Annotated in this window: 20 protein-coding genes; 2 read left to right on the top strand and 18 right to left on the bottom strand. The window is 50.8% G+C overall.

The features are described from left to right. Positions 1 to 74: 74 nt before the first annotated feature. The 5 genes from AC3ARB_RS00470 to AC3ARB_RS00450 form a co-directional block, all read right to left on the bottom strand. Positions 75 to 1,328, bottom strand: a complete 1,254-nt coding sequence (locus AC3ARB_RS00470) for a competence/damage-inducible protein A (RefSeq protein WP_488320637.1) — start codon at positions 1,326 to 1,328, stop codon at positions 75 to 77. 16 nt (positions 1,329 to 1,344) lie between these two features. Further along, the gene (locus AC3ARB_RS00465; RefSeq protein WP_488320636.1) at positions 1,345 to 1,923 is read right to left on the bottom strand and encodes a DNA-3-methyladenine glycosylase I; all 579 of its coding nucleotides are present in this window, start codon (positions 1,921 to 1,923) and stop codon (positions 1,345 to 1,347) included. Between the two features lie 40 nt (positions 1,924 to 1,963). Then, positions 1,964 to 3,133 carry an ABC transporter permease gene (locus tag AC3ARB_RS00460; protein WP_488320635.1) on the bottom strand — a complete coding sequence of 390 codons (1,170 nt, stop codon included), beginning with the start codon at positions 3,131 to 3,133 and terminating at the stop codon, positions 1,964 to 1,966. Beyond that, complete coding sequence (locus AC3ARB_RS00455) at positions 3,130 to 3,744, bottom strand: ABC transporter ATP-binding protein (RefSeq protein WP_488320634.1); 615 nt, start codon at positions 3,742 to 3,744, stop codon at positions 3,130 to 3,132. Before AC3ARB_RS00455 ends, AC3ARB_RS00460 begins: the two co-directional genes overlap by 4 nt. A 67-nt stretch (positions 3,745 to 3,811) precedes the next feature. Continuing rightward, positions 3,812 to 4,081 (bottom strand): hypothetical protein, encoded by a 270-nt coding sequence (locus AC3ARB_RS00450; RefSeq protein WP_488320633.1) that lies wholly within the window; start codon positions 4,079 to 4,081, stop codon positions 3,812 to 3,814. Positions 4,082 to 4,398: 317 nt separating this feature from the next. Here AC3ARB_RS00450 and AC3ARB_RS00445 point away from each other — a divergent pair, with 317 nt between their 5' ends. Continuing rightward, positions 4,399 to 5,250, top strand: coding sequence for a helix-turn-helix domain-containing protein (locus AC3ARB_RS00445; protein WP_488321510.1), 852 nt, complete (start codon positions 4,399 to 4,401; stop codon positions 5,248 to 5,250). Between the two features lie 25 nt (positions 5,251 to 5,275). Here the strand turns inward: AC3ARB_RS00445 and ruvA are convergent, their stop codons facing one another. From ruvA to mutS, 9 genes are all read right to left on the bottom strand, one after another. Then, positions 5,276 to 5,875, bottom strand: a complete 600-nt coding sequence (ruvA, locus tag AC3ARB_RS00440) for a Holliday junction branch migration protein RuvA (RefSeq protein WP_488320632.1) — start codon at positions 5,873 to 5,875, stop codon at positions 5,276 to 5,278. A gap of 138 nt (positions 5,876 to 6,013) precedes the next feature. After that, on the bottom strand, positions 6,014 to 6,403 hold the full coding sequence (locus AC3ARB_RS00435) for a hypothetical protein (protein WP_488320631.1): 390 nt from the start codon (positions 6,401 to 6,403) through the stop codon (positions 6,014 to 6,016). 251 nt (positions 6,404 to 6,654) lie between these two features. Beyond that, complete coding sequence (locus AC3ARB_RS00430; RefSeq protein ID WP_488320630.1) at positions 6,655 to 7,032, bottom strand: hypothetical protein; 378 nt, start codon at positions 7,030 to 7,032, stop codon at positions 6,655 to 6,657. Between the two features lie 357 nt (positions 7,033 to 7,389). After that, positions 7,390 to 7,794 (bottom strand): CPBP family intramembrane glutamic endopeptidase, encoded by a 405-nt coding sequence (locus tag AC3ARB_RS00425; protein ID WP_488320629.1) that lies wholly within the window; start codon positions 7,792 to 7,794, stop codon positions 7,390 to 7,392. 268 nt (positions 7,795 to 8,062) lie between these two features. Continuing rightward, positions 8,063 to 8,443, bottom strand: a complete 381-nt coding sequence (locus tag AC3ARB_RS00420) for a helix-turn-helix transcriptional regulator (RefSeq protein WP_488320628.1) — start codon at positions 8,441 to 8,443, stop codon at positions 8,063 to 8,065. 91 nt (positions 8,444 to 8,534) lie between these two features. After that, positions 8,535 to 10,493 (bottom strand): DNA mismatch repair endonuclease MutL, encoded by a 1,959-nt coding sequence (gene mutL, locus AC3ARB_RS00415; RefSeq protein ID WP_488320627.1) that lies wholly within the window; start codon positions 10,491 to 10,493, stop codon positions 8,535 to 8,537. Positions 10,494 to 10,588: 95 nt separating this feature from the next. Then, positions 10,589 to 11,071: a helix-turn-helix domain-containing protein gene (locus AC3ARB_RS00410; protein ID WP_488320626.1), complete on the bottom strand. Its 483-nt coding sequence runs from the start codon at positions 11,069 to 11,071 to the stop codon at positions 10,589 to 10,591. A 128-nt stretch (positions 11,072 to 11,199) separates the two neighbouring features. Continuing rightward, a complete protein-coding gene (locus AC3ARB_RS00405) occupies positions 11,200 to 11,496 on the bottom strand; it encodes a hypothetical protein (protein WP_488320625.1) in 297 nt (98 codons plus the stop codon). A 17-nt stretch (positions 11,497 to 11,513) separates the two neighbouring features. After that, complete coding sequence (gene mutS / locus AC3ARB_RS00400) at positions 11,514 to 14,054, bottom strand: DNA mismatch repair protein MutS (RefSeq protein WP_488320624.1); 2,541 nt, start codon at positions 14,052 to 14,054, stop codon at positions 11,514 to 11,516. A gap of 155 nt (positions 14,055 to 14,209) precedes the next feature. On the opposite strand from mutS, the gene argS reads away from it, so the two are divergent. Further along, positions 14,210 to 15,901 carry an arginine--tRNA ligase gene (gene argS / locus AC3ARB_RS00395; RefSeq protein ID WP_488320623.1) on the top strand — a complete coding sequence of 564 codons (1,692 nt, stop codon included), beginning with the start codon at positions 14,210 to 14,212 and terminating at the stop codon, positions 15,899 to 15,901. A 111-nt stretch (positions 15,902 to 16,012) separates the two neighbouring features. On the opposite strand, the gene AC3ARB_RS00390 is transcribed toward argS, so the two are convergent. The 4 genes from AC3ARB_RS00390 to aspS form a co-directional block, all read right to left on the bottom strand. Continuing rightward, complete coding sequence (locus AC3ARB_RS00390; protein ID WP_488320622.1) at positions 16,013 to 16,885, bottom strand: YitT family protein; 873 nt, start codon at positions 16,883 to 16,885, stop codon at positions 16,013 to 16,015. Positions 16,886 to 16,970: 85 nt separating this feature from the next. Continuing rightward, positions 16,971 to 17,846, bottom strand: coding sequence for a YitT family protein (locus AC3ARB_RS00385; RefSeq protein WP_488320621.1), 876 nt, complete (start codon positions 17,844 to 17,846; stop codon positions 16,971 to 16,973). 8 nt (positions 17,847 to 17,854) lie between these two features. After that, positions 17,855 to 18,796 (bottom strand): YitT family protein, encoded by a 942-nt coding sequence (locus AC3ARB_RS00380; protein WP_488320620.1) that lies wholly within the window; start codon positions 18,794 to 18,796, stop codon positions 17,855 to 17,857. Further along, the gene (gene aspS / locus AC3ARB_RS00375; protein WP_488320619.1) at positions 18,789 to 20,540 is read right to left on the bottom strand and encodes an aspartate--tRNA ligase; all 1,752 of its coding nucleotides are present in this window, start codon (positions 20,538 to 20,540) and stop codon (positions 18,789 to 18,791) included. Before aspS ends, AC3ARB_RS00380 begins: the two co-directional genes overlap by 8 nt. Positions 20,541 to 20,637: the final 97 nt, after the last annotated feature.

Genomic DNA, 20,637 nt, shown 5'->3' with positions numbered 1-20,637 from the left:
AGAAACTGTGACGACGAGTGAGGCAAGACTAGCCCGTCAGGTGAGTGCTGAGAGATGACGACAGGTTCTTACTATTATACTCCAAAATCCTCAGATAATAAAGCCTGTCGCACCAGATTTAGGCCATGGAGGACAGCGATCTGGCGGTTGTGCTGACGACCACGGTCTCCGATGGTCACTTGACGGCTGGTCACGCCTGCTGGGCTGGCTAGGCCGATAAAAACGGTGCCGACGCTCTGCCCCTCCAACTCCTCTGGACCTGCCACACCCGTGAGGGAGATCGCTAGGTCTGCTCCCGTCAGCTGTCTGGCCCGCTCTGCCATGGCTTCCGCCGTCCAGCTAGAAACCACCCCATGGGCACGCAAAGCCTCAGGGTCAAGCCCCAGCATCTGGGCTTTTTGCTCCAGACTATAGGTCACAAAGCCGCCGGGGAAAATAGCCGAGCTGCCAGCCTGGTCGGTCAGGGCAGCCTGAAGGAGGCCCCCAGTCAGGCTTTCGGCAGCCGTCAGGGTCAGGCCTCGCTCCTTGAGCAGGTCGGCCACCACCGTGGCCAGGGAGTTGCCCTCACCGTAGCCGTAGAGGTGGGCAGCCAAACCAGGATGGGCCAGGATGTCCGCCTCCAGCTGGTCAAATCGGTGCTGGGCAGCCTCAGGGCTGTCGCTCTTGGTTGAGAGCCGCAGGGTTACCTCGCCCGTCTTGGCATAGGGGGCGATGGTCGGGTCAGTCTGGTTGGCAATCAAATCAGCCAAAACCGTCACCAGTTGGCTCTCGCCGATGCCAAAAAAGCGTAACACCCGAGAGTAGAGGGTCTGTCCTTGAGCCAAGAGGGGAACCAGTTGCTCAGCCACCATGGGTTTGAGTTCGCTGGGCGGACCAGGCAGGACCACATAGGTCACGTCGTCTTGTTCCAGCCAGCCGCCAACGGCAAGACCTGTCCGGTTGAGCAGGGGTTGACTTCCCGCAACCAGCTCTGCCTGGCGGTCATTGTTAGCGGTTCGATGGTAACTAGGCCTGCTGGCAAAAAAGGCATCCAGCTTGGCCATGGCCTCTGGGTCAACCGCCAGGTCCCGACCTAAAAACTCTGCCAAGACCTGCTTGGTCAAATCGTCCTCGGTCGGACCCAGACCACCGCAGAGGATAACCAAGTCGCTCCGATTTTTAGCTACCTCCAGCACAGCCAAGAGCCGCTCCCGATTATCCCCAACGGCCGTCTGAAAATAGACATCCACTCCGATTTCTGCCATCTTCTCAGACAGGTACTGGGCGTTGGTGTTGACAATCTGACCGGTCAAAATCTCGGTCCCAACGGCAATCAATTCTGCTTTCATCAGTCCTCCTAGTAAGTTATTCGTAATGGTTGAGCATTTTTGCAAAACAAGTGTTCTCATGGTCGTTGATGAGGCCAGATGCCTGCAAGAAAGAGTAAACACAGACCGGGCCGACAAAGGCAAAACCGCGTTTTTTCAGGTCCTTGGACAGGGCTCGAGATAGGTTGGTCTGGCTGGGCAAGTCACGGTAGTCGGCCACCTGATTGACCAGGGGTTGACCGTCCACCCAGTCCCAGAGGTAGCTGGCAAAGGAACCAAACTCAGCCTGAACCCGTAAAAAGGCCTGGGCATTGGTTCTGGTTGCATAGAGCTTGGCCTTGTGGCGAATGATGGATGGGTTGGCAAGCAAGCTGTCCAGCTCGTGGTCGGTCATCTGGGCCACCTTTGCCACGGCGTAGCCGTGAAAGACGGCGCCAAAGGCTGAACGCTTGTTGAGGACGGTTTCCCAGGACAGGCCAGCCTGGTAGGTCTCTAGGCAGAGCAGCTCAAAGAGCCGGTGGTCATCGTGGAGGGGGCGGCCCCACTCCTGGTCGTGGTAGGCCACATAAAGGGGATTGCCGGGCTTGACCCAGCTGCAACGGTTTAGTGTGTTCATGCTATCAGTATAACATAAAAAGCAAGCGGAGGGCTTGCTTTTAGGCGGTAATCCTTAGGTTGTTTTTTGGTTTTTGGGCCAATAGGCAGAGCAGGAACAGGCCAAGAGTTGATAGAATCAGCACCCCAATCCCCAAGCCTGTGTTAACCTGAAAATTTTCAATGCCGTGCTGGAAAACGCCTGTCGTGATGTCAAAACTACGGACGTAGGTGGTCGGAATCAGGTGAGCCACCGCTGACACAGGAGCCAGAACACTTGGCAAGGCAATGCCAGAAAGTAGAACGATCGTTGAGATAAAGAGGGCTGTCATCTTGTTCTTGGTCAAAATGGTCATCAAGTAAATCAAGACCGTCATAAAGACCAGGGACAGGGCATGAAGGGTGATTGTCGGCACAAGCACCTGACCGATGGCTGAAAAATACATTTCCTTGGTCGTCAGACTGTAAAACAAAATTGGGTAGTTGAGATTTCCCCAGCCGTAAGCAAAACCGCTGACCAGAACCACAGGGGTTAAAATCGCTAGGAGGGTCAGCAGGCTGTAAGAGCTCCCCACCGCAATATTTTTCAAGGTCACCGACAAGAGGGATTCTGGCAAGAGCCGATTTTTATCCAGCCTACCCTCATAGGCCGAGCCGTAGAGGTTGGTCAGCACATAGGCTAAGCCAACTGGGAGCAGGGCAGGAAGAATGTAGCGGAAAAGCGAGAGGCTGAACTGGGTGGCAGTAGATGGCAAATGGCTATCTTCATAAGTAAAATCAACCTTTTGAAGTTCCTTGTACAGTTTAATATCACGTTCAAGGGCTTGCTCCAACAATTGGTCTCTACTCTCTGTTTGTTCTTGACTCAGTTCTAAATAGTCACTTAAAACCTTAGCTTCGGTGTCATAAACCGTACCCCAATCGCCTGTTTCAATGGCCTCCAAAAGCTGATTCTCACGCTTCAAATTATCCTTAGTAATTTGGATATTTTTTATCAAGGAGTCATATTCTGCTGTTCCTTGCTCAAGCTGTTTCAATCGCTCCTCAGCCTCATTCATCAAGGCTGTGTTTCGAGCGATATTGTCATGCGCCTGAGCAACTCTGCTATTTTGTTCATAGGTCTGAGCGTTCAAAAACAAGGTTCCAAGACAGGCTAACAGAACGAGGACAAGGGGCAGATAGGACAATTTATTTTTCAAGATGTGCTTAAACAAAAAGGTCGCATAAGTCATAAGTGATCAACCTCCATCGTTTGGTTCGCCAAGCGTAAAATATAGTCACAATGCTCTGCAATATCTTCCTGATAGTGAGACGATAACACAATCAACTTCCCTTGTTGCTTAAGGTAGTCAAGGCAGTCAAAGAAAGTCTTTCGACTAGTCTCATCCAAGCCATTGGTGATTTCGTCCATAATCAGGCACTTGGCACCGCTCACTTGGTACATGGCAATCAAGACCCGTTGTTTCATACCCAAGGAATATTTCTTAATCGGCACCTTGATGTAGTCAGACATGTCCCAGAGGCTAATTACCTCTTCAATCGAAACGTTTGATTGCCACTCATCTTTAATAAACTGAAGGTAGTCTAAGCCAGACAAATGCCCATCAAACCACTCCGAGGTTTCGTAATAAAAAAAATCACGCTTGGGATTTTGACTCCTTCCAGTCCACGTTACTGTGCCCGACCGAGCAGGCAAAAGTCCCATCAAAGTTCGGAAAAAAGTTGTTTTACCAGAGCCGTTGGTTGCCACGATGCCATAGAGCTTTCCTGGCTCAAAATCATAGGAAAAATCCGTTAAAATTGGGTGACGAGTTTCAATGGTTAAATTTTTTATGGACAGCATAGAACACCTCTTTTATGATCATTAACTAAGCTAATGTGCTTAGCCACACTAGCTTAGTTGATCCTAATTACCAGTAGGCGGAGTAATGATTAATGTGTTGATAACGATTAAAGTTCCAACCATCACTAATAAATACACGCTGAGACCAACTGTAACGTGACCAGTTAGGAACATCGATATGCTGGTAAGCATGATAATTACTCTGCCCACCTGTAAACTTGTTGACATCATAACGGTAGGATTTGACAACGGTATAAGCCGATACCGTCGGTGCTACAACAGTTCCCAAACTCAAAGCCAGTGCTCCCACAGCAAACCATTTCTTAAATTTAGACATAAAATTCTCCTTTTCAATAGCAAATCATTTAGTAATAGACAACAACTTCAAATCTTCTCAGTACATCGGACTCACCTATCCTTTCTGTTTTATCAGTTCAATCTATCCTATCCACCACCAATGGGGCATGTCCACCAAGGACAATCTAGGGGCAAAATTGGCAAAATCAGGATAGAGAAAGTCATCAATTTAACCATTAAAACTTTTTTCATCTCGTTTCCCTCCTTTTCTTGTCTTTATGATACAATATAAAACAAGTAAGCGGTTAAAATGTACACTTTAATCACATTTTTTCTTTAGGAGGAAAGATTATGGGCATTCGTTGGGATTTTGGGTCAGTTTATAAAGAGATTCGCAAGGCCAAGGGATTAACCCAGGCCCAGGTCTGCGGTGATGAGATTTCCAGGACAACCCTCGCTAAGATTGAGGCGAATAAGGCTGTTCCCAACTTTGAAAACATGCTCTTCTTGTTAGACCAAATCAATATGAGCTTGGAAGAATTCAAATACATTTGTAACATCTATCAACCTAGCAAGAGGCAGGAAATTTTTAAGAAAGTATATGACGCCACCCTCAAAATGGGAACTGAAGAACTAACAGAAGTCCGCCAACTCTGTGAATACTATTTGAAAACCAATCACGATGTCCCCATTGAAAAAATACTGGATATTCTTGTTGTTCTTATCAATGTCAGGAAGGACGGTTTTGTAAATCCGACCGAGGAGTTACAGGCTAGGACCAAGAAAATCTGGAACTACTTGGACAAGCAAGATGAGTGGTATGAACGAGATTTTCAACTGGTTAACGCTATTCTCTTTAGTTTTCCACTTGAAACCGTTGCTGAAACAACAGATAAGCTACTAGTCAGCCTTGAAAAGTACAAGGGCTACCATCACATCAACGACATTAAATATGCCCTTCTCGCCAATCTTTCTAGTATTTTCCTCTATAACAATCGCAAGACAGACTGCGAACGAATAACCCTGATTATTGAAGACCTCGCTCGGGAAACCAAGCGCTATGACCAACTGGGTTTTGTCCAGATACGCTTGGGGATTTGTCGTGATGACCAAGACTTGATTGACAAGGGGCTTGCCTTGTTGGAAATGACTGACGAAACCCAACTCTTGAAAACAATGCAAGAGGAACTTGATAAACTAAAAAACTGAGCAAGCTGTCCTACTCAGTTTTCGTTTATTTCATCAGCATTTTCAGAGCACCCTTGATGTAGTTCTCGGCGGTGTCTGTGGTGCCGTCAAAGAAGGCCTTGATTTTCTTGAGCTCAGTAGCCTTGTAGCCCAGGGCCAGGAGGGCCTCCATGGCCTCTTCCAGGGCGGTGTTTTCTTGGGATAATGGCTGAGCTGCTCTGCCATTGGCGTCAGCCGAAGAAGCCTGTGGCTCAAACTTGCCAGCCAGATCCAGGACCATCTGCTGGGCGGTTTTTTTGCCGACCTTGGGGAACTTGGTCAGGTAGCTGATGTTGCTGCTGTCGATGGCGGCGACCAGGCCGTCGTTGTCGTCCACTGCGATGATGGCCAGGGCCGTGGTCGGGCCGATGCCAGTCACCGAGATAAGGTTGAGAAAGACGTCTTTTTCGCTCTCGGTCGCAAAGGCGTAGAGGAGCTGGGCGTCCTCACGCACCACCTGGTGGAGGTAGAACTGGACGTCAGTCCCCACCCGGTCGGAAAAGCGGTAGGGGTTGGCCACGTGGAGCAGGTAGCCGATGCCACCCGCCTCCACCACGATGTGCTTGGCCGTGAGCTTGGTTAGTGTGCCTTTGATGTAGTCGTACATAGGGTCTCCTTGTCTCTTTTTGGTCTTGTTTCTTTTGGAAAATAGCAGAGCAGTTATTGTCGTTTGGGAGCAACTCTACATCGTTTTTTCACTTTACTTTAGGAGTTATGACTGATTAACTGTTGAACTGCAAAAAAATCAATCCACCTTTTTAGGGGCAAATGACCTCAAATACTTATTTCGATCCTTAAATTCCAGTTGACATAAGTGACCTAAAAATAACTCAACGAGTGTATTGGTCAATTTTTGATTAGATTCAGCATAGGGATTCTGGAAATATGCTTTCAACAATTCTATTCGCCCATGTCGGTCATCACTTGCCAAGGCTTTCAATTTTTCTTGATAGGTATTGTAGAACTGTTGAACGGCCAACATCTCAAACACTTCCCCTTTCTGGCAATTAATCAAAAACTGACTCGTTATTCTAGAAAACTCAATATTGGTCAGCGTTCCAGCCCAGGTAATAATTGATACCATATCATGAAAACGCTCCAAGTTATCATCGTAGCACAGCAAACGATAAATCAAATCTCTCTTGTTTCGACTAACATGACTTTCTACATGGTAACCTTCTTCTAAAAGATACACACAATGCCAAGAATAACATCCAAAACTTGTAACAATCGTGACTCCTTAGAATCCAGCCCCTCTATTGAGGAGACTTGATAATGTTTTCCTCGATAAAGAGAATGGGCATTCATTTGATCTCGGATGCTATCAAAAACACCTAAACTGTGGTATTCCGTGCTGTCATCCATTACAACAGTTAAACCATCTATCTAGTCATTATCCCTGACTAAACCATAGAAAAGTCGCTCTGGAATTTTGACATAGAAATACTTTCTTAAATCAACTTCTGAAAAGTTGAGTGTTCGCCCGAGACGAAAGTAAGCCTCATTATCTAATCGATAGATATTAATCTTGAGGTTGGAACAACTCAAAAAATAGTTCAGCACCTGAAAATATTTTTGGATATCCGCACCTTTGTAATTAACAAAATGAAGTTCAGAAGTTTTATTTAACCCCTCAAGCATCACATCAATTTGTTTTTCAATAACCTGTATCTCCGCTTCTTCAATGGCAATAGCACCATAATAAGAATAGCGTGAACAGTCATCTATTTTCTTAGATTCATCGAAAAAAATAGTATAGCCCATACTTTCCACCTAGTATTTTTAATAAGTACCAATTGATTTCTATACCATTATTTTACCATATTTTTATCAAATGACTTGACAACCTCTAAAAAAACAGCTAAAATGATGGTAAAGAATCAGTTATGAGGCTATTTTTCTTCCTTACTATCGGGAAGCTGAAGAACCCTCAGTAGTGACGGTTTTCCTCATCGCTGTTTTGGGGCTAATCGTTACTATGATAAAACTCTAGGATTTAGGTCCTAGAGTTTTTTACATGTCACATAACTAAAAAGCTGAACCTCTCCGAACCCTAAATATAATATCAACAACTGGAACAGAGGTTTCAACAAAGATTAGCTCATCTGCTCTGCCATTTTCCTAACCAGTCGCCCCCATGCCCAGTAAACCAAGGGTGTTCCAAAGCATGTGCAGGGCTATGGGCAGGTAAATGCTGCCCTCGCGGTGATAGAGGTAGGCCAAAACCAAGCCACTGGCCATGTGAGGCAGGACACTAACCACCTCTAGCAGGTTCCAAGCATGCACATGGAGCAAGCCAAAAAGCAGGGCCTGGATGGTCAGGGCAAGAGGGAGGGACAGGCGTTTTCGCAAACTGCCGAACAGGAGGTAACGGAAAATGACCTCCTCAACAAATGGGCCACAAATCGCTCCAGACAAGAAAACCCAAGCATAAGGGATTTCCCGTAGGGCTTGACCAATGTTTTGATCGTTCTGTAGAACATAGTCGCTTGCCCCTAACCCCTCTAAGAGCAAGGAACTTAGCAAACCAGCTACTGTGTCTAGAGCAAATTGTGCTAAAAATCCTAGTCCAAGGTAGCTTAAAAACCGCCATTTCAGTGCTTTCGTCCTCTCCCAATCAGGTTGCCAGTCCCTGATAAAAAAGAGTAGGGCTACGAGGGCTAAAAAAGGATAAACGTGAACTTGAAACCAGAAAGGAAGACCTGGAACAAGCTCGCTTAATTTGACAAGAAACAGGTAGCCTAAGCCATAGGCAAGTGGTAAAAAAGAACGTTTTGATGTCATCACACACCTCTTAAGATTTTGTGTGATAAACCTCCGACCAGATGTAACGCAAGAGCAGACCAAATATCAACACCACCAGCAGGTTCAGCCCCTGAAAAGACACCACACTCCCCAGCATCAGCAGGCCTAACAGAGCTAGATAACGCTTGAGGTGGGTTCTTTTTGAGGCCAATGGCAGAGCTGGCTGAACAGCCTTCTCCTGACCACAGAGTTCATCCAAGGACAGCTGATAAAGGTCTGCCAGTCGGGACAGATTGGCCAAATCAGGCAAATTCCTATCCTTCTCCCAGTTGATGATGGTTTGCCGAGACACCAACAAGGTCTCGGCTAATTTTTCCTGACTGTAACCAGCTGCCAACCGCTGGTCTTTCAAACGTTGACCTAAAGTCATGGGTTTATCCTCCTCAAGTTTACAGTGTATTGACAGATCTGCCTAGCCAAATTCTCTTGACAGACCTTATTTACTGGCTGTCCAATTTCTTTTACCCCTCATATTTGCCCATCTCACGCAGGCTGGTGTGGTTTTCTTGAATCCGGCGGAACATTTTTTCCATGTCCGACTTGCTAAAGTTGACGAGAACAGGTCGGCCGTGAGGGCAGTTGTAGGGGTTGTCACACCGGGCCAGCTGGACCAGGAGGTCACGGGCCGAGTAGTCGTCCAGCTTGTGGTTGGCCTTGATGCTACGTTTGCAGGACATCATGATGGCCAGCTCGGCTCGATAGTCCTTGATAGACACCTGGTCGGTCAAGAGCAGCATGTCACACATCTCATAGACCCCGCTCTCGATTTCCTCCTCCCGCATCCAGATGGGGTGCTCCCTCAGGATAAAGGTGTTGTTGCCATAAGGTTCTAGGTTAATGCCGACCTGCTGGAGCAGGTCTTTTTTGGCTTGGAGAGCGACAAAGTCACTACTGGAAAACTCGAAAAGGTAAGGGACCAGAAGCTGCTGCAGGGAATCATCAACGTCGGCAATCTTGTCTCGATAGTATTCGTATTTGACCCGTTCCTGGGCCGCATGCTGGTCGATGATGTAAAGGCCACCCTTGCCCTGGGCAAAAAGGTAGGTCCCGTGCATCTGACCAAAATAGTCCAGCTCTGGGAAGGTTGATTTTTCTTCATTTTCAAGTCTGTCCAACAATCGCGACAGCTTGCCCTTGTTGCTCAGGTCCAGTTCTGGATGGTCAGCGTCAGCCAAGGCTTTTTCAGGTCGCTGGGCAAACTGAATGCTGGCTGGCTGAGTTGGGGTTGACAGGTCCTTGACAGGGGTGTCAAGGGACTTTACAAGACTGTCAACTGGCTCTTCAACGACCGGCTGGTTTTTGAGGAAGAAATCCCCCTTGTCAAGGTCATAATAGAGATTGGTTGCCTTGAGTTCCAAATTGGTCTGGACGGGCTTGGGCACCTTCTCGGTAGCCGTCTTGGCTAAATTTTCCAAAGCGTCAGGAATCAGAGTCTGCTCCCGCAGGCTGTCTGCGATGGCCCGAGTGATGAGGGCCATGAGTTCCTTCTCCTTGGAAATCCGCACCTCCTGCTTGGTAGGGTGAACATTGACATCGGCCAAGTAGGGGTCCAGCTGGATGTCGATGACGGCGATGGGGAACCGCCCCACCATGAGCTTGGAGCCGTAACCGTCCAAGATGGCCCGGTTGAGGAGGAAGTTTTTGATGTAACGGCCGTTAATCAGAATGGTAATGTAGTTGCGGTTGGCCCGGGTCAACTCAGGTAGGCTGACGTAGCCAGACACCTCCACATCCAAATCGCTGGCGGAAATCTCTACCATCTTGCGGGCCGTTGCTAGGCCATAAATACCTGCAATGGCCTGGCGGAGGTCGCCAGTTCCAGCCGTCTTGGTCAGTTCCCGCCCCTCATTTTCCAGGGTAAAGGCTACCTCAGGGTGGGCCAGGCTGAGGCGGTTGACCACGTCGATGATATTAGCCAGCTCAGCCTGCTGGCTCTTGAGGTACTTGAGGCGTGCTGGGGTGTTGTAAAAGAGGTTGTCCACCGTGATTTGGGTGCCGACCGGCCGAGACAGGACCTCCTGCTTGTCGATAACACCACCCGTTGACACCAAGAGGGTCCCGTGAGGCTCATCGGCTGTCTGGGTCTCAATGGTCAGCTGGCTGACAGAGGCGATAGAGGGCAGGGCCTCGCCCCGAAAACCCAGGGTCCGAATCCGAAAGAGGTCAGCCTGGTTCTTAATCTTACTGGTAGCGTGGCGACGCAAACTCAAGGGCACATCCGCAATGGCCATCCCCTCGCCATTGTCGGTAATCCGAATCCGCTTGAGGCCCGATTCCTCGATGCTGATGGTGATTTGACTGCTGCCCGCGTCAATGGCGTTCTCCACCAACTCCTTGACCACGCTGCTGGGCCGTTCAACCACCTCACCCGCCGCAATCTGGTTGGCCAGAACCTCTGGCAATTCAATAATCTTAGACATGCTCACTCCTTGCTATTCCTTCCTTTCATTATAGCACAAAACCCGCTCGCATGAGCGGGTTGAGTTATTTGGTGGAATGGCTGAGCTTGAACAGCTTATTTCCTAGGAGGAAACAGGCTCCACCCAAACCATTTTTTATAAAGAGGGACAAACCGCCCCTTTGTTAGCCAGGTAAAGCCATGCACCAAGACTTGCATGCCAGCAAACAAGACTAAAATCTTGACCAGTGGAAAGGTTGTTGAGTGAAATGGGCTACCTTCCCTGATGATAACAGGACCAGTAAAGCCATGATAAATCATCACGAGTGGCATAGATAACAAGGATAGTCCCATGGCAAAAGCAGACGTGTAGTGGGCATCTGGTTTATCTGCCTTCTCTGGTAGGTCAGGTGTGACAACAATGCCTGTGATGTCATACAATTTTGCCAAATGCCGCTTGCTGGGACTGGTCAAACCAAGTTCCCACTTGGAGACCGTCTTGTCAGTAACCTCTAATTGCTCTGCAAGTTCTGCCTGGGTCATGCCCCGCTCTTGCCGATAGGCCTTCAAAACTGCACCTAAAGGAGAAGATTGGTTCATCAGATTAACCTCATTTCATCATACTAAGACTAGCTTAGCCAAAAGATCAACAACCGTCAAGGAAAAATCACAAAAGAGAGAAAACGAGAGTCAGAAGAGGCTGGGACTATAGCAGAGCTAGATAACTGCTAAACTTGCTGCATCCACCAAAGCAGGACAGCCAAGAGAAAGCCCGATAGAAAGGCAATCAGGTGGGGAACAAGGGTTCTGAAATTCTTGGCCTTATTAGTCCCTTGCCCTTTTCTCACCAAGTCTTGAACAGACAAGAGTTGCCAAAGCCCAATACTCAAAATCAGCAGCTTTAGAGCGGTTAACCACCAACTCCTCCCTTGAAGGATTTGGTTAATCAAAGTCGGCAGGGCTAAACCCAGTCCAAAAACACAGATAAAGGTAGCTCCTGCGAATGTCTTGTCCAATTTTTTCATCACTAACTTCCTTTTCCTTATAACAGATTTTTCAAGTCGTAGAGGGCATTCATGGCCTCCATGGGGGTCAGGCTCATGACATCCAGCTCTGCTAGTCGGTCAAGGACGGGGTGCTGGTCGTCTGCTGCAAAGAGGTTAAGCTGGTCAGCAACTGGCTGGTCTGCTCGGCTATTTCCCAAAGCCAAAGGACTGCCTGCTGAGCCTTCTAAAGCGGTCAAAACCCGCTCCGCTCGAGCCAGGAGGGGATTGGGAAGGCCGGCAATCTTGGCCACGTGGATACCGTAGGACTTGTCAGCCGGCCCTTCCGCAATCTTGTGGAGGAAGGTGACCTCCCCGCCCTGCTCCAGGGTGGCCACATGAACGTTGACAAGGCTTGTCAAGCTGGTTGACAGGGCTGTCAACTCGTGGTAGTGGGTGGCAAAGAGGGTCTTGGCCCCCACATGGTTGTGGATGTGCTCGATGATGGCCTGGGCCAGGGCCATGCCGTCGTAGGTAGCCGTGCCACGCCCCAGCTCATCAAAGAGAATGAGCGACCGTTGGCTGGCTCGCTGAATGGCCTGGTTGGCCTCCATCATCTCCACCATGAAGGTGGACTGGCCAGAAATCAGGTCATCCGCCGCCCCAATCCGAGTGAAAATGGCGTCAAAAATAGGCAAATCGCAGCTCTCCGCCGCCACATAGGCCCCCATCTGGGCCATGATGGCCGTCAGGGCCAGCTGCCGCATGTAGGTCGATTTACCCGACATGTTGGGGCCCGTAATGAGCTGGACGGTCGTGTCCGAGGCAAAATGAATGGAGTTGGGCACATAGACCTGCTGGCCCATGACCCGCTCCACCACAGCATGGCGGCCGTCCTTGATGGCGATGGTCTGGTTCTGGTTAAAGGTCGGCCGCACAAAGTGGTGGCGTTCGGCCACCACGGCCAGGCTTTGGAGGACATCGACCTCAGCCAGGTGCTTGGCCAGATTTTGCAGACGGCCGATATAGCCCTCTACCTGCTGGCGAATCCGCATAAAAATATCGTATTCCAGACTGGCCGACTGTTCCCTGGCTTCCAGCATCTCGCCCTCGATTTTGGCCAGCTCGGCCGTGCCGAACCGCTCGGAGTTTTTCAGGGTCGCCTTGCGGTAGAAGTGGTCAGGCACCAGACTCAGGTTGGAGTTGGTCACATGGAAATAGTAGCCGTCCTTGCGGTTGTAGTCGATTTTCAGGGTGGAAATCCCTGACGCCGCCCGCTCCTTGGCCTCAATATCAGCAATCCAGCCCGTTCCCTCCCGCATGACCTTGCGGTACTTGTCCAGCCGCTCGTCAAAGCCCGTCCGAATGATGTTGCCCTCGGTGATGGTGGCTAGGGCGTCTGGGTCAATGGCAGAGCGAATCAGGCTTTCCAGTTCAGGTAAGCTGTCAAGTTGGTTGACAAGCCTGTCAAGACAAGTCGCCCCAAAGCTCTCCAAAATAGCCTTGATATAGGGCACTTGGGCCAGGGTGTTGCCCAGCTGGAGCAGGTCGCGGGGATTGGCCTTTCCAAAAGAAACCCGACTGGCCAAACGTTCAATGTCATAAACACCCTTCAAACTGTCCGTCAAATCCGTCCGCGTGATGAAATCATCCAAAAAGGTCTGAATGATGTCCTGGCGGTTGACAATCCGCTCCTGACTGACCAGGGGACGGTCAATCCAGGCCCGTAAAAGCCGCATGCCCATAGCCGTCTTGGTGTCATCAAGGAGCCAAAAGAGACTGCCTGATTTTTTGCCTGTCCGAGCATTTTCCAGCAAATCCAGACTGGACTTGGTGGCATGGGTCATCTGCAGGTAGTCCTTGATGTCGTAGTGGACCAGGGCCTGGAGGTGGGTCAGTTCCCGTTTCTGGGTGGTCTGGATGTAGTGGAGGAGCTTGCCAGCGGCTGACAATTCCAGGGCAGACAGGCTAGGGTCCAGCAGGGCCTCATCAGTCACTGCCTTGGTGGAAGTGGACAAAAGCAGGTTGAGCTGTTTGGTCAAGACCGCCTCGTCCGCCTGGGGAAGCTGGTAACCGACCACCACTTCTCTGGCCTTGAGGGTCTGGATTTCCCCGCAGACGCTGGCAAAATCAGCCAGGCTAGTAGCGAAAAATTCTCCCGTAGCCAAATCCATGTAGGCCAGCCCGTAGCCCGCTGGGCTCCGGTCAATGGCCACCAAGAAATTGTTGCTGCCATCAGGTTTACTGCTGTCAACAGCCGTTCCCGGTGTGATGACCTGGACCACATCCCTTTTGACGACACCAACAGCAGTTTTAGGATCTTCTAACTGCTCGGCTATGGCCACCTTATAACCCAGTTCAATCAGGGTGTCGATGTAGGCCTGGGCGGAGTGGTAGGGCACCCCAGCCATGGGAATGGGGTTGTCGGCGTTCTTGTTGCGGCTGGTCAGGTTGAGCTCAAGGAGCTGGGCTGCCTTGACCGCATCCTCATAAAAGAGCTCGTAAAAATCCCCCATGCGAAAGAGCAAAAAGGCGTCTGGATACTGGGCCTTGATGTCCAAGTACTGCTGCATACCTGGCGAAATCTTCTCTGTTGTCATCTCATACCTCGTCAAATCTTCTCCCCCTAGTATAGCAAAAAAGCCCCAACTGATAAAGTCTGGCCTTCCTTTTAACAATCCCTTTTCTGTTTTTCTTCCCCTCCCCTCTCTTTTATGATAAAATAGAAAGGAAAATCACCAGCAAGGAGACCATCATGACTGACAAACACCTCTTGGCGGAAAGCCTGGCCAAGGTCATCGACAGCCTAGACGCCGAAGCCATCTTCAACCTCCTGGAAAAACCCAAACACGCCGAGATGGGCGATTTGGCCTTCCCGACCTTCACGCTCGCCAAAGCCTTCCGTAAGGCTCCTCAGGCCATTGCGGTCGAAATAGCAGAGCAGCTGGACAGCTCTAGCTTTGATAAGGTTGAGGCCGTTGGCCCTTATGTCAACGTCTTTCTCAACAAGGCTGCCGTCTCAAGCCAGGTCCTCCAAGAGGTCCTGACCAAGGGAGCTCATTACGGTGACCAGGACCTGGGTCAGGGGCGCCAGATTGCCTTTGACATGTCCAGCCCCAACATCGCCAAGCCCTTCTCCATCGGCCACCTGCGGTCAACCGTTATCGCCGATGCCCTGGCCAATATTGTTAAAAAGCTCGGCTATGCTCCCGTCCGTATCAACCACCTGGGCGACTGGGGCAAGCAGTTTGGCATGTTGATTGTGGCTTATAAAAAATGGGGGGACAAGGCCGCTGTCGAAGCTAATCCGATCAGCGAACTCCTCCAGCTCTATGTCCGCATCAATGCCGAGGCAGAAAACGACCCAAGCATCGATGACCAAGCCCGCGACTGGTTCCGCAGGCTGGAAGCCGGTGACGCCGAAGCCACCCAGCTCTGGCAGTGGTTCCGTGACGAAAGCCTGGTTGAATTCAACCGCCTATATACCGAGTTGGACGTCAGCTTCGATAGCTACAATGGCGAAGCCTTCTACAACGACAAGATGGATGAAATCGTTGACCTCCTGACCCAAAAAGGCCTCCTGGTCGAATCCGAAGGGGCCCAAGTGGTCAATCTGGAAAAATACGGCATTGAGCACCCAGCCCTGATTAAGAAATCAGACGGGGCCACCCTCTACATCACCCGTGACCTGGCAGCAGCCCTCTACCGCAAACGGACCTACGACTTTGCCAAGGCCATCTATGTGGTCGGCAACGAACAAACCGCCCACTTCAAACAGCTCAAGGCCGTCCTCAAGGAAATGGGCTACGACTGGTCTGACGACATGGAACATGTGGCCTTCGGTCTAGTAACCAAGGAGGGCAAGAAACTCTCAACCCGTAAGGGCAATGTCATCCTCCTGGAACCAACCATCCAAGAGGCTGTCGCCCGAGCCCAAGCTCAGATTGAGGCCAAGAACCCTAACCTGGCCAATAAGGAAGCCGTGGCCCATGCTGTCGGTGTCGGGGCCATCAAATTCTACGACCTCAAGACGGACCGCATGAACGGTTACGACTTTGACTTGGAAACCATGGTTTCCTTCGAGGGCGAAACAGGTCCTTACGTCCAGTATGCCCATGCTCGTATCCAGTCTATCCTGAGAAAGGCCAACTTCACACCAGACCAAACAGCCACCTACAGCCTGACTGATGGCGAAAGCTGGGACATCATCAAGCACCTGCAAGACTTCCCTAACGTCATCAAACGGGCTTCGGACAATTTTGAACCGTCTATTGTAGCCAAGTTTGCCATCAACCTGGCTCAGTCGTTCAACAAGTACTATGCCCATACCCGCATTTTGGACGAGAGCCCTGAGCGAGACAGCCGTCTGGCCCTGTCCTACGCCACCGCTACCGTCCTCAAAGAAGCCCTCAACCTCCTCGGTGTTGAAGCACCTGATGAGATGTAGGGGTGCACAGTCACTTTCAAATACCAACCGCCCCACCAATTGGAGGGGCGGTTTTTCTCTGCTCTGCCATTTCCCAAAGAAAAAGCCCGCCAAAAGCGGGCTCACATCGGGCTAGGTCAGTTTTTTGCGTTTGCGGTTGATAACGAAGTCGGAGCTCATGACCTCGTCCACGTCGAGGATAGAGACGAAGGCGTCTGGGTCAAGGCTGGCGATGATGGCCTTGACCTCACGCACCTCGCTGGGATTGAGGGCCACGTACATGACCTTCTTGGCCTTGCCCGAATAAGCCCCCTCGCCGTGGAGGTAGGTGACGCCCCGATCCAAATCGACCAAAATCCGCTGGGCGATGGGCTCTGCCTGATCAGAGACAATCAGCATGCCCCGCACATGGTAACCCCCGTTTTCGATGATGGTGATGATCTGGCTAAAGACAAAGCTAGCAATCAGGGTGTACATCATGTTCTGGATGGATACGTAACTCAGAGACGCCAAGAGGACCAGAACGTCCACCCCCAAGAGGGTCTGACCCAGCTGAATCCCGAAAACCTTTTCGGCAATCCGAGCCACAATGTCGGTTCCCCCGGTCGTTCCGCCAAACCGAAAGACCAGGCCACTCCCCAGACCCGCACACAAGCCGGCGAGAAGGGCGGCGATCAAAAGGTCGCCGTTTAGGTCAATAGCAAAGCTGACCCGCTGCCAGAGCCAGATGAAGCCAGACATGGTCAGGGTACCATAGACACTGAGGGCCATGCTCTTCTTGCCCAAAATCCGAGCTCCGATGAGAAAGAGGGGAAAGTTAATCAGGAGGGTCGAATAGGCTGGATCCACCCCAAACAAGTTGTGGATGATAAGGGTAATCCCTGCCACCCCACCTTCTGCCAGATGGTTGGCCATGTTAAACTGGACAAAGCCAAAGGCATAGATGGCCGTCCCCAGGGCAATCATAATCAGGTCCACGGGATTGACACGTTTTACAGTCGTCATTGTTCTCACTTTCTATGGCTGACAGGAGGAAACACCTGCTGCTACAGGTGTTCTCATTTTTCGGCATCAGGCCTCGCCACAAGAGCTAGTTGCCGTTGCGGTACTTGCTTCGTTTGATGATGAATTCTGGGCTGATGATTTCATCCACGCTGGAAATGGACAGGAAGGCCTGGCTATCAATACTGGTCACCAAGAGCTTGGCCTCCCTGACTTCATTGGGGTTAAGAATCACATAGAGAACCTGCTTTTCTTTTCCCGAGTAGGCTCCCCTGCCCTGGAAATAGGTCACTCCCCGACCCAAGACCCGCATGATTTGGTCAGCGATAGCCTCAGGTTGGTCGGTGATGACCATCAGTTGTCGGACAGAGTAGCCCCCATTTTCCACCAAACTGACCACCTGACTGTAGATAAAACTAGCCATCAGGGCATACATCATCTTGGGAACGGAAACGTAGGTCAAAGACAGGAGCATGACCAAGATGTCAATGCCCAGAAGGCTTTTCCCCAAGGGAATGCCCAGCTTATCCTCGATAACTCGGGCGATAATGTCCGAGCCACCGATGGTTCCTGCAAAGCGAAAGACAATGCCACCTCCCAGACCAGCCGTCAAGCCAGCCAAAACAGCCACAATCAGGTCATCCCCCTGCAAATCAATGGCAAGGCCCGTCTGCTGCCAGAGCCAAACAAAAAAGTAAAGCATGAGAATGCCGTGGAGGGTGTAAACCATGGCCTTGCGGCCAAAGAGCTTGGCCCCCAAGAGCACCAAGGGCAGGTTAATCAGGTAACCCGTGATGGTCGGGTTGATTCCAAAGAGGGCATGGAGAATCAGGGTCACCCCAGCCATGCCGCTATCGGCAATCTGATTGGGCATCTTAAAGACCACAAAGCCAAAGGCATAGATGGCTGCCCCCAGGGTGATAAAGAGGAAGTTTCTCGGGTGAAAAACGTACTTGTTGCTCATACAACCTCCTAGTCCAAATCCACAAACCGTCCGATAATCTGAACATTTTCCGCTACCGACACAAAGGCTTGAGGGTCGGTTTTCTTCATGCGGTCCTTAAACTCGTTAAACTCCGCTCGGGTGATGATGGTGATGAGGACGGCTTTTTTGTCCCCTTGATAAGTTCCCTGGGCATCATTGATTGAGGTCACCCCCCGATGGAGTTTTTTGTGAATCATCTTGATGACCTTGTCGGGCTTATCGGTCACAATCATGGCCTGCATTTTCTTCTGCTTGGTATAGATGGCATCGGTCACTCGACTGGACACGAAAATAGTGGCCATGGAATAAAGGGCGTACTGCCAACCAAAGAGCAGGCCAGCCACACTCATGATGAGGGCATTGACCATCAAGGAAATCTTACCCACCTGCCGGCCAGTCTTGCGGCGAATGGTCAGGCTGATGATGTCCGTGCCGCCGCTAGAAATGTTAGACTTGAGGCCATAACCAATCCCCGTCCCCATGACCAGACCGCCAAAGATGGCATTAACCAAGGGGTCTGTGGTCAGGGTCACCTGGGGCATGAGCTGGATAAAGAGCGAACTCATGCTGACCGTGATAAAGGTGAAAATGGTAAACTTGTGGCCGATGGTGTACCAGGCCAGAATCAAAAGGGGCAGGTTGATGGCGTAAAAAACCGCCGCCACCGGCAAATCCAGGCTAGTGGACCGCTCAACCAGGGCCACCACCACCTGGGCCAGCCCAGTCACCCCGCTGGAGTAAACCTTGCCTGGCTGGAAAAAGAAATTGACGGCGATGCTGGACATGAGCCCATAAAAGAGGGAGGCTGAGATTTTCTCGGCATACTTCTCCTTAGAAATGCTTCGCAGGGTCTTGAGCAAGCCATAACGCTTGGCCAGGCGGTTGATCTGAAATTTGATTTTCTTTGAAAATGGGGCTTTTCTAACCATTGGTCTTGATGTTGAGAGAGAGTTCTTCCAGTTGTTTAGGAGCGACCAGGCTCGGTGCAGCCGTCATCGGGTCAGAAGCCTTGTTGTTTTTAGGGAAGGCAATCACCTCGCGGATGTTGTCCTTGCCAGCCAAAAGCATAACCAGACGGTCCAGACCGATGGCCAAACCACCGTGTGGTGGGAAACCGTAGTCCATGGCTTCCAGAAGGAAACCAAATTGCTCTTCAGCTTCTTCTTTAGAGAAACCAAGGGCAGCGAACATCTTCTCTTGGAGGTCACGGGTGTTGATCCGCAGGGAACCACCGCCCAGCTCGTAGCCATTAAGAACGATGTCGTAGGCCACAGCCTTGATCTGGCTCAGGTCGCCACCCTCCAAACCAGCCACCGTATCAGCTGTTGGTAGGGTGAAGGGGTGGTGGGCAGACATGTAGCGGCCTTCTTCTTCTGAGTATTCAAAGAGCGGCCAGTCAACCACCCAGAGGAAGTTAAACTGGTTCTTGTCGGCCAAGTCAAGTTCCTTGGCCAAGCGGCTGCGGAGGGCACCGAGGGTGTTGTTAGCCACCTCAAGGCTATCAGCCACAAAGAGAACCAGGTCATTTTCAGCCACCTCAAGAGTGGCAACCAGGTCAGCCTCGATGGCTGGCAAGAACTTGGCAATCGGGCCAGCAAAGGCACCGTCAGCGTATTTGACCCAGGCTAGGCCCTTGGCACCGAACTGCTTGGCAAACTCGGTCAAAGCGTCAATGTCCTTACGAGAGTAGCGGTCAGCCGCGCCCTTAACCACGATGGCCTTAACCACTTCTGCTTCGGCAAAGACCTTGAAGTCAATAGTCTTAGCCACAGCCGAGATATCCTGCAAAAGCATGCCAAAGCGGGTGTCCGGCTTGTCTGAACCGTAGCTGTTCATGGCCACCTCATAGCTCATCCGTGGGAATGGCAGAGCGACCTCAATGCCCTTGGTTTCTTTCAGAACACGGGCCAACATGCCTTCCACGATGTCTTGAATATCCTGGTCGGATAAGAATGAGGTCTCCAAGTCTACCTGGGTAAACTCAGGCTGGCGATCGCCCCGCAGGTCTTCGTCACGGAAACATTTAACGATTTGGTAGTAGCGGTCAAAGCCTGCGTTCATGAGCAGCTGCTTGGTAATCTGCGGGCTCTGTGGCAGGGCATAGAAATGACCCTCGTGCACCCGGCTCGGCACCAAGTAATCACGGGCCCCTTCTGGCGTTGACTTGGTCAGCATTGGGGTTTCAACGTCGATAAATTCCAACTCGTCCAGGTAGTTGCGGATAGTGTGGGTCACCTTGGCACGAAGTTTGAAGTTTTCCAGCATTTCTGGACGGCGGAGGTCCAGGTAACGGTAACGCAGGCGAGTATCATCGCTGACCTCCACCCCATCCTTGATTTCAAAGGGTGTTGTTTTAGCTGTGTTGAGAACGGTCAAGCTCTCCACGTGCAGTTCTACTTCTCCAGTCGGCAGGTTAGGGTTGGCCTGTTCACGGGCAACAACAGTGCCGGTAACCTCGATCACAAACTCACTGCGGAGGCCATTGGCGGTAGCCACCACATCGCTAGAAGCAGTCTCAGGGTTAACCACCAACTGCATGACACCCTCGCGGTCGCGCAGGTCGATGAAAATCAGGCCACCCAGGTCACGGCGGCGGGCCACCCAGCCCATGAGGGTCAGGGTCTGTCCAAGGTGCTCCGAGCGGACACGTCCAGCATACATACTACGTTTCATCAATTTTTCTCCAAAAAATGTATTTCCTTCTTATTTTACCACAAATCCCAGCCTTTGTGCTAGGTCGGTCCGCTAAAATTCCACGCCGTACGCATGA

This window comes from Streptococcus sp. ZY171113 (assembly GCF_057748235.1).
Note: the sequence above shows the minus strand (reverse complement) of the source record. Positions and strands in the feature narration are given on the sequence as shown.

Bases quoted from the DNA above. Each gene is read 5' to 3' on its own strand.
- AC3ARB_RS00470 (WP_488320637.1), bottom strand. From the start codon at position 1,328: ATGAAAGCAGAATTGATTGCCGTTGGGACCGAGATTTTGACCGGTCAG.
- AC3ARB_RS00465 (WP_488320636.1), bottom strand. From the start codon at position 1,923: ATGAACACACTAAACCGTTGCAGCTGGGTCAAGCCCGGCAATCCCCTT.
- AC3ARB_RS00460 (WP_488320635.1), bottom strand. From the start codon at position 3,133: ATGACTTATGCGACCTTTTTGTTTAAGCACATCTTGAAAAATAAATTG.
- AC3ARB_RS00455 (WP_488320634.1), bottom strand. From the start codon at position 3,744: ATGCTGTCCATAAAAAATTTAACCATTGAAACTCGTCACCCAATTTTA.
- AC3ARB_RS00450 (WP_488320633.1), bottom strand. From the start codon at position 4,081: ATGTCTAAATTTAAGAAATGGTTTGCTGTGGGAGCACTGGCTTTGAGT.
- ruvA (WP_488320632.1), bottom strand. From the start codon at position 5,875: ATGTACGACTACATCAAAGGCACACTAACCAAGCTCACGGCCAAGCAC.
- AC3ARB_RS00430 (WP_488320630.1), bottom strand. From the start codon at position 7,032: ATGGGCTATACTATTTTTTTCGATGAATCTAAGAAAATAGATGACTGT.
- AC3ARB_RS00420 (WP_488320628.1), bottom strand. From the start codon at position 8,443: ATGACTTTAGGTCAACGTTTGAAAGACCAGCGGTTGGCAGCTGGTTAC.
- mutL (WP_488320627.1), bottom strand. From the start codon at position 10,493: ATGTCTAAGATTATTGAATTGCCAGAGGTTCTGGCCAACCAGATTGCG.
- AC3ARB_RS00410 (WP_488320626.1), bottom strand. From the start codon at position 11,071: ATGAACCAATCTTCTCCTTTAGGTGCAGTTTTGAAGGCCTATCGGCAA.
- AC3ARB_RS00405 (WP_488320625.1), bottom strand. From the start codon at position 11,496: ATGAAAAAATTGGACAAGACATTCGCAGGAGCTACCTTTATCTGTGTT.
- mutS (WP_488320624.1), bottom strand. From the start codon at position 14,054: ATGACAACAGAGAAGATTTCGCCAGGTATGCAGCAGTACTTGGACATC.
- argS (WP_488320623.1), top strand. From the start codon at position 14,210: ATGACTGACAAACACCTCTTGGCGGAAAGCCTGGCCAAGGTCATCGAC.
- AC3ARB_RS00390 (WP_488320622.1), bottom strand. From the start codon at position 16,885: ATGACGACTGTAAAACGTGTCAATCCCGTGGACCTGATTATGATTGCC.
- AC3ARB_RS00385 (WP_488320621.1), bottom strand. From the start codon at position 17,846: ATGAGCAACAAGTACGTTTTTCACCCGAGAAACTTCCTCTTTATCACC.
- AC3ARB_RS00380 (WP_488320620.1), bottom strand. From the start codon at position 18,796: ATGGTTAGAAAAGCCCCATTTTCAAAGAAAATCAAATTTCAGATCAAC.
- aspS (WP_488320619.1), bottom strand. From the start codon at position 20,540: ATGAAACGTAGTATGTATGCTGGACGTGTCCGCTCGGAGCACCTTGGA.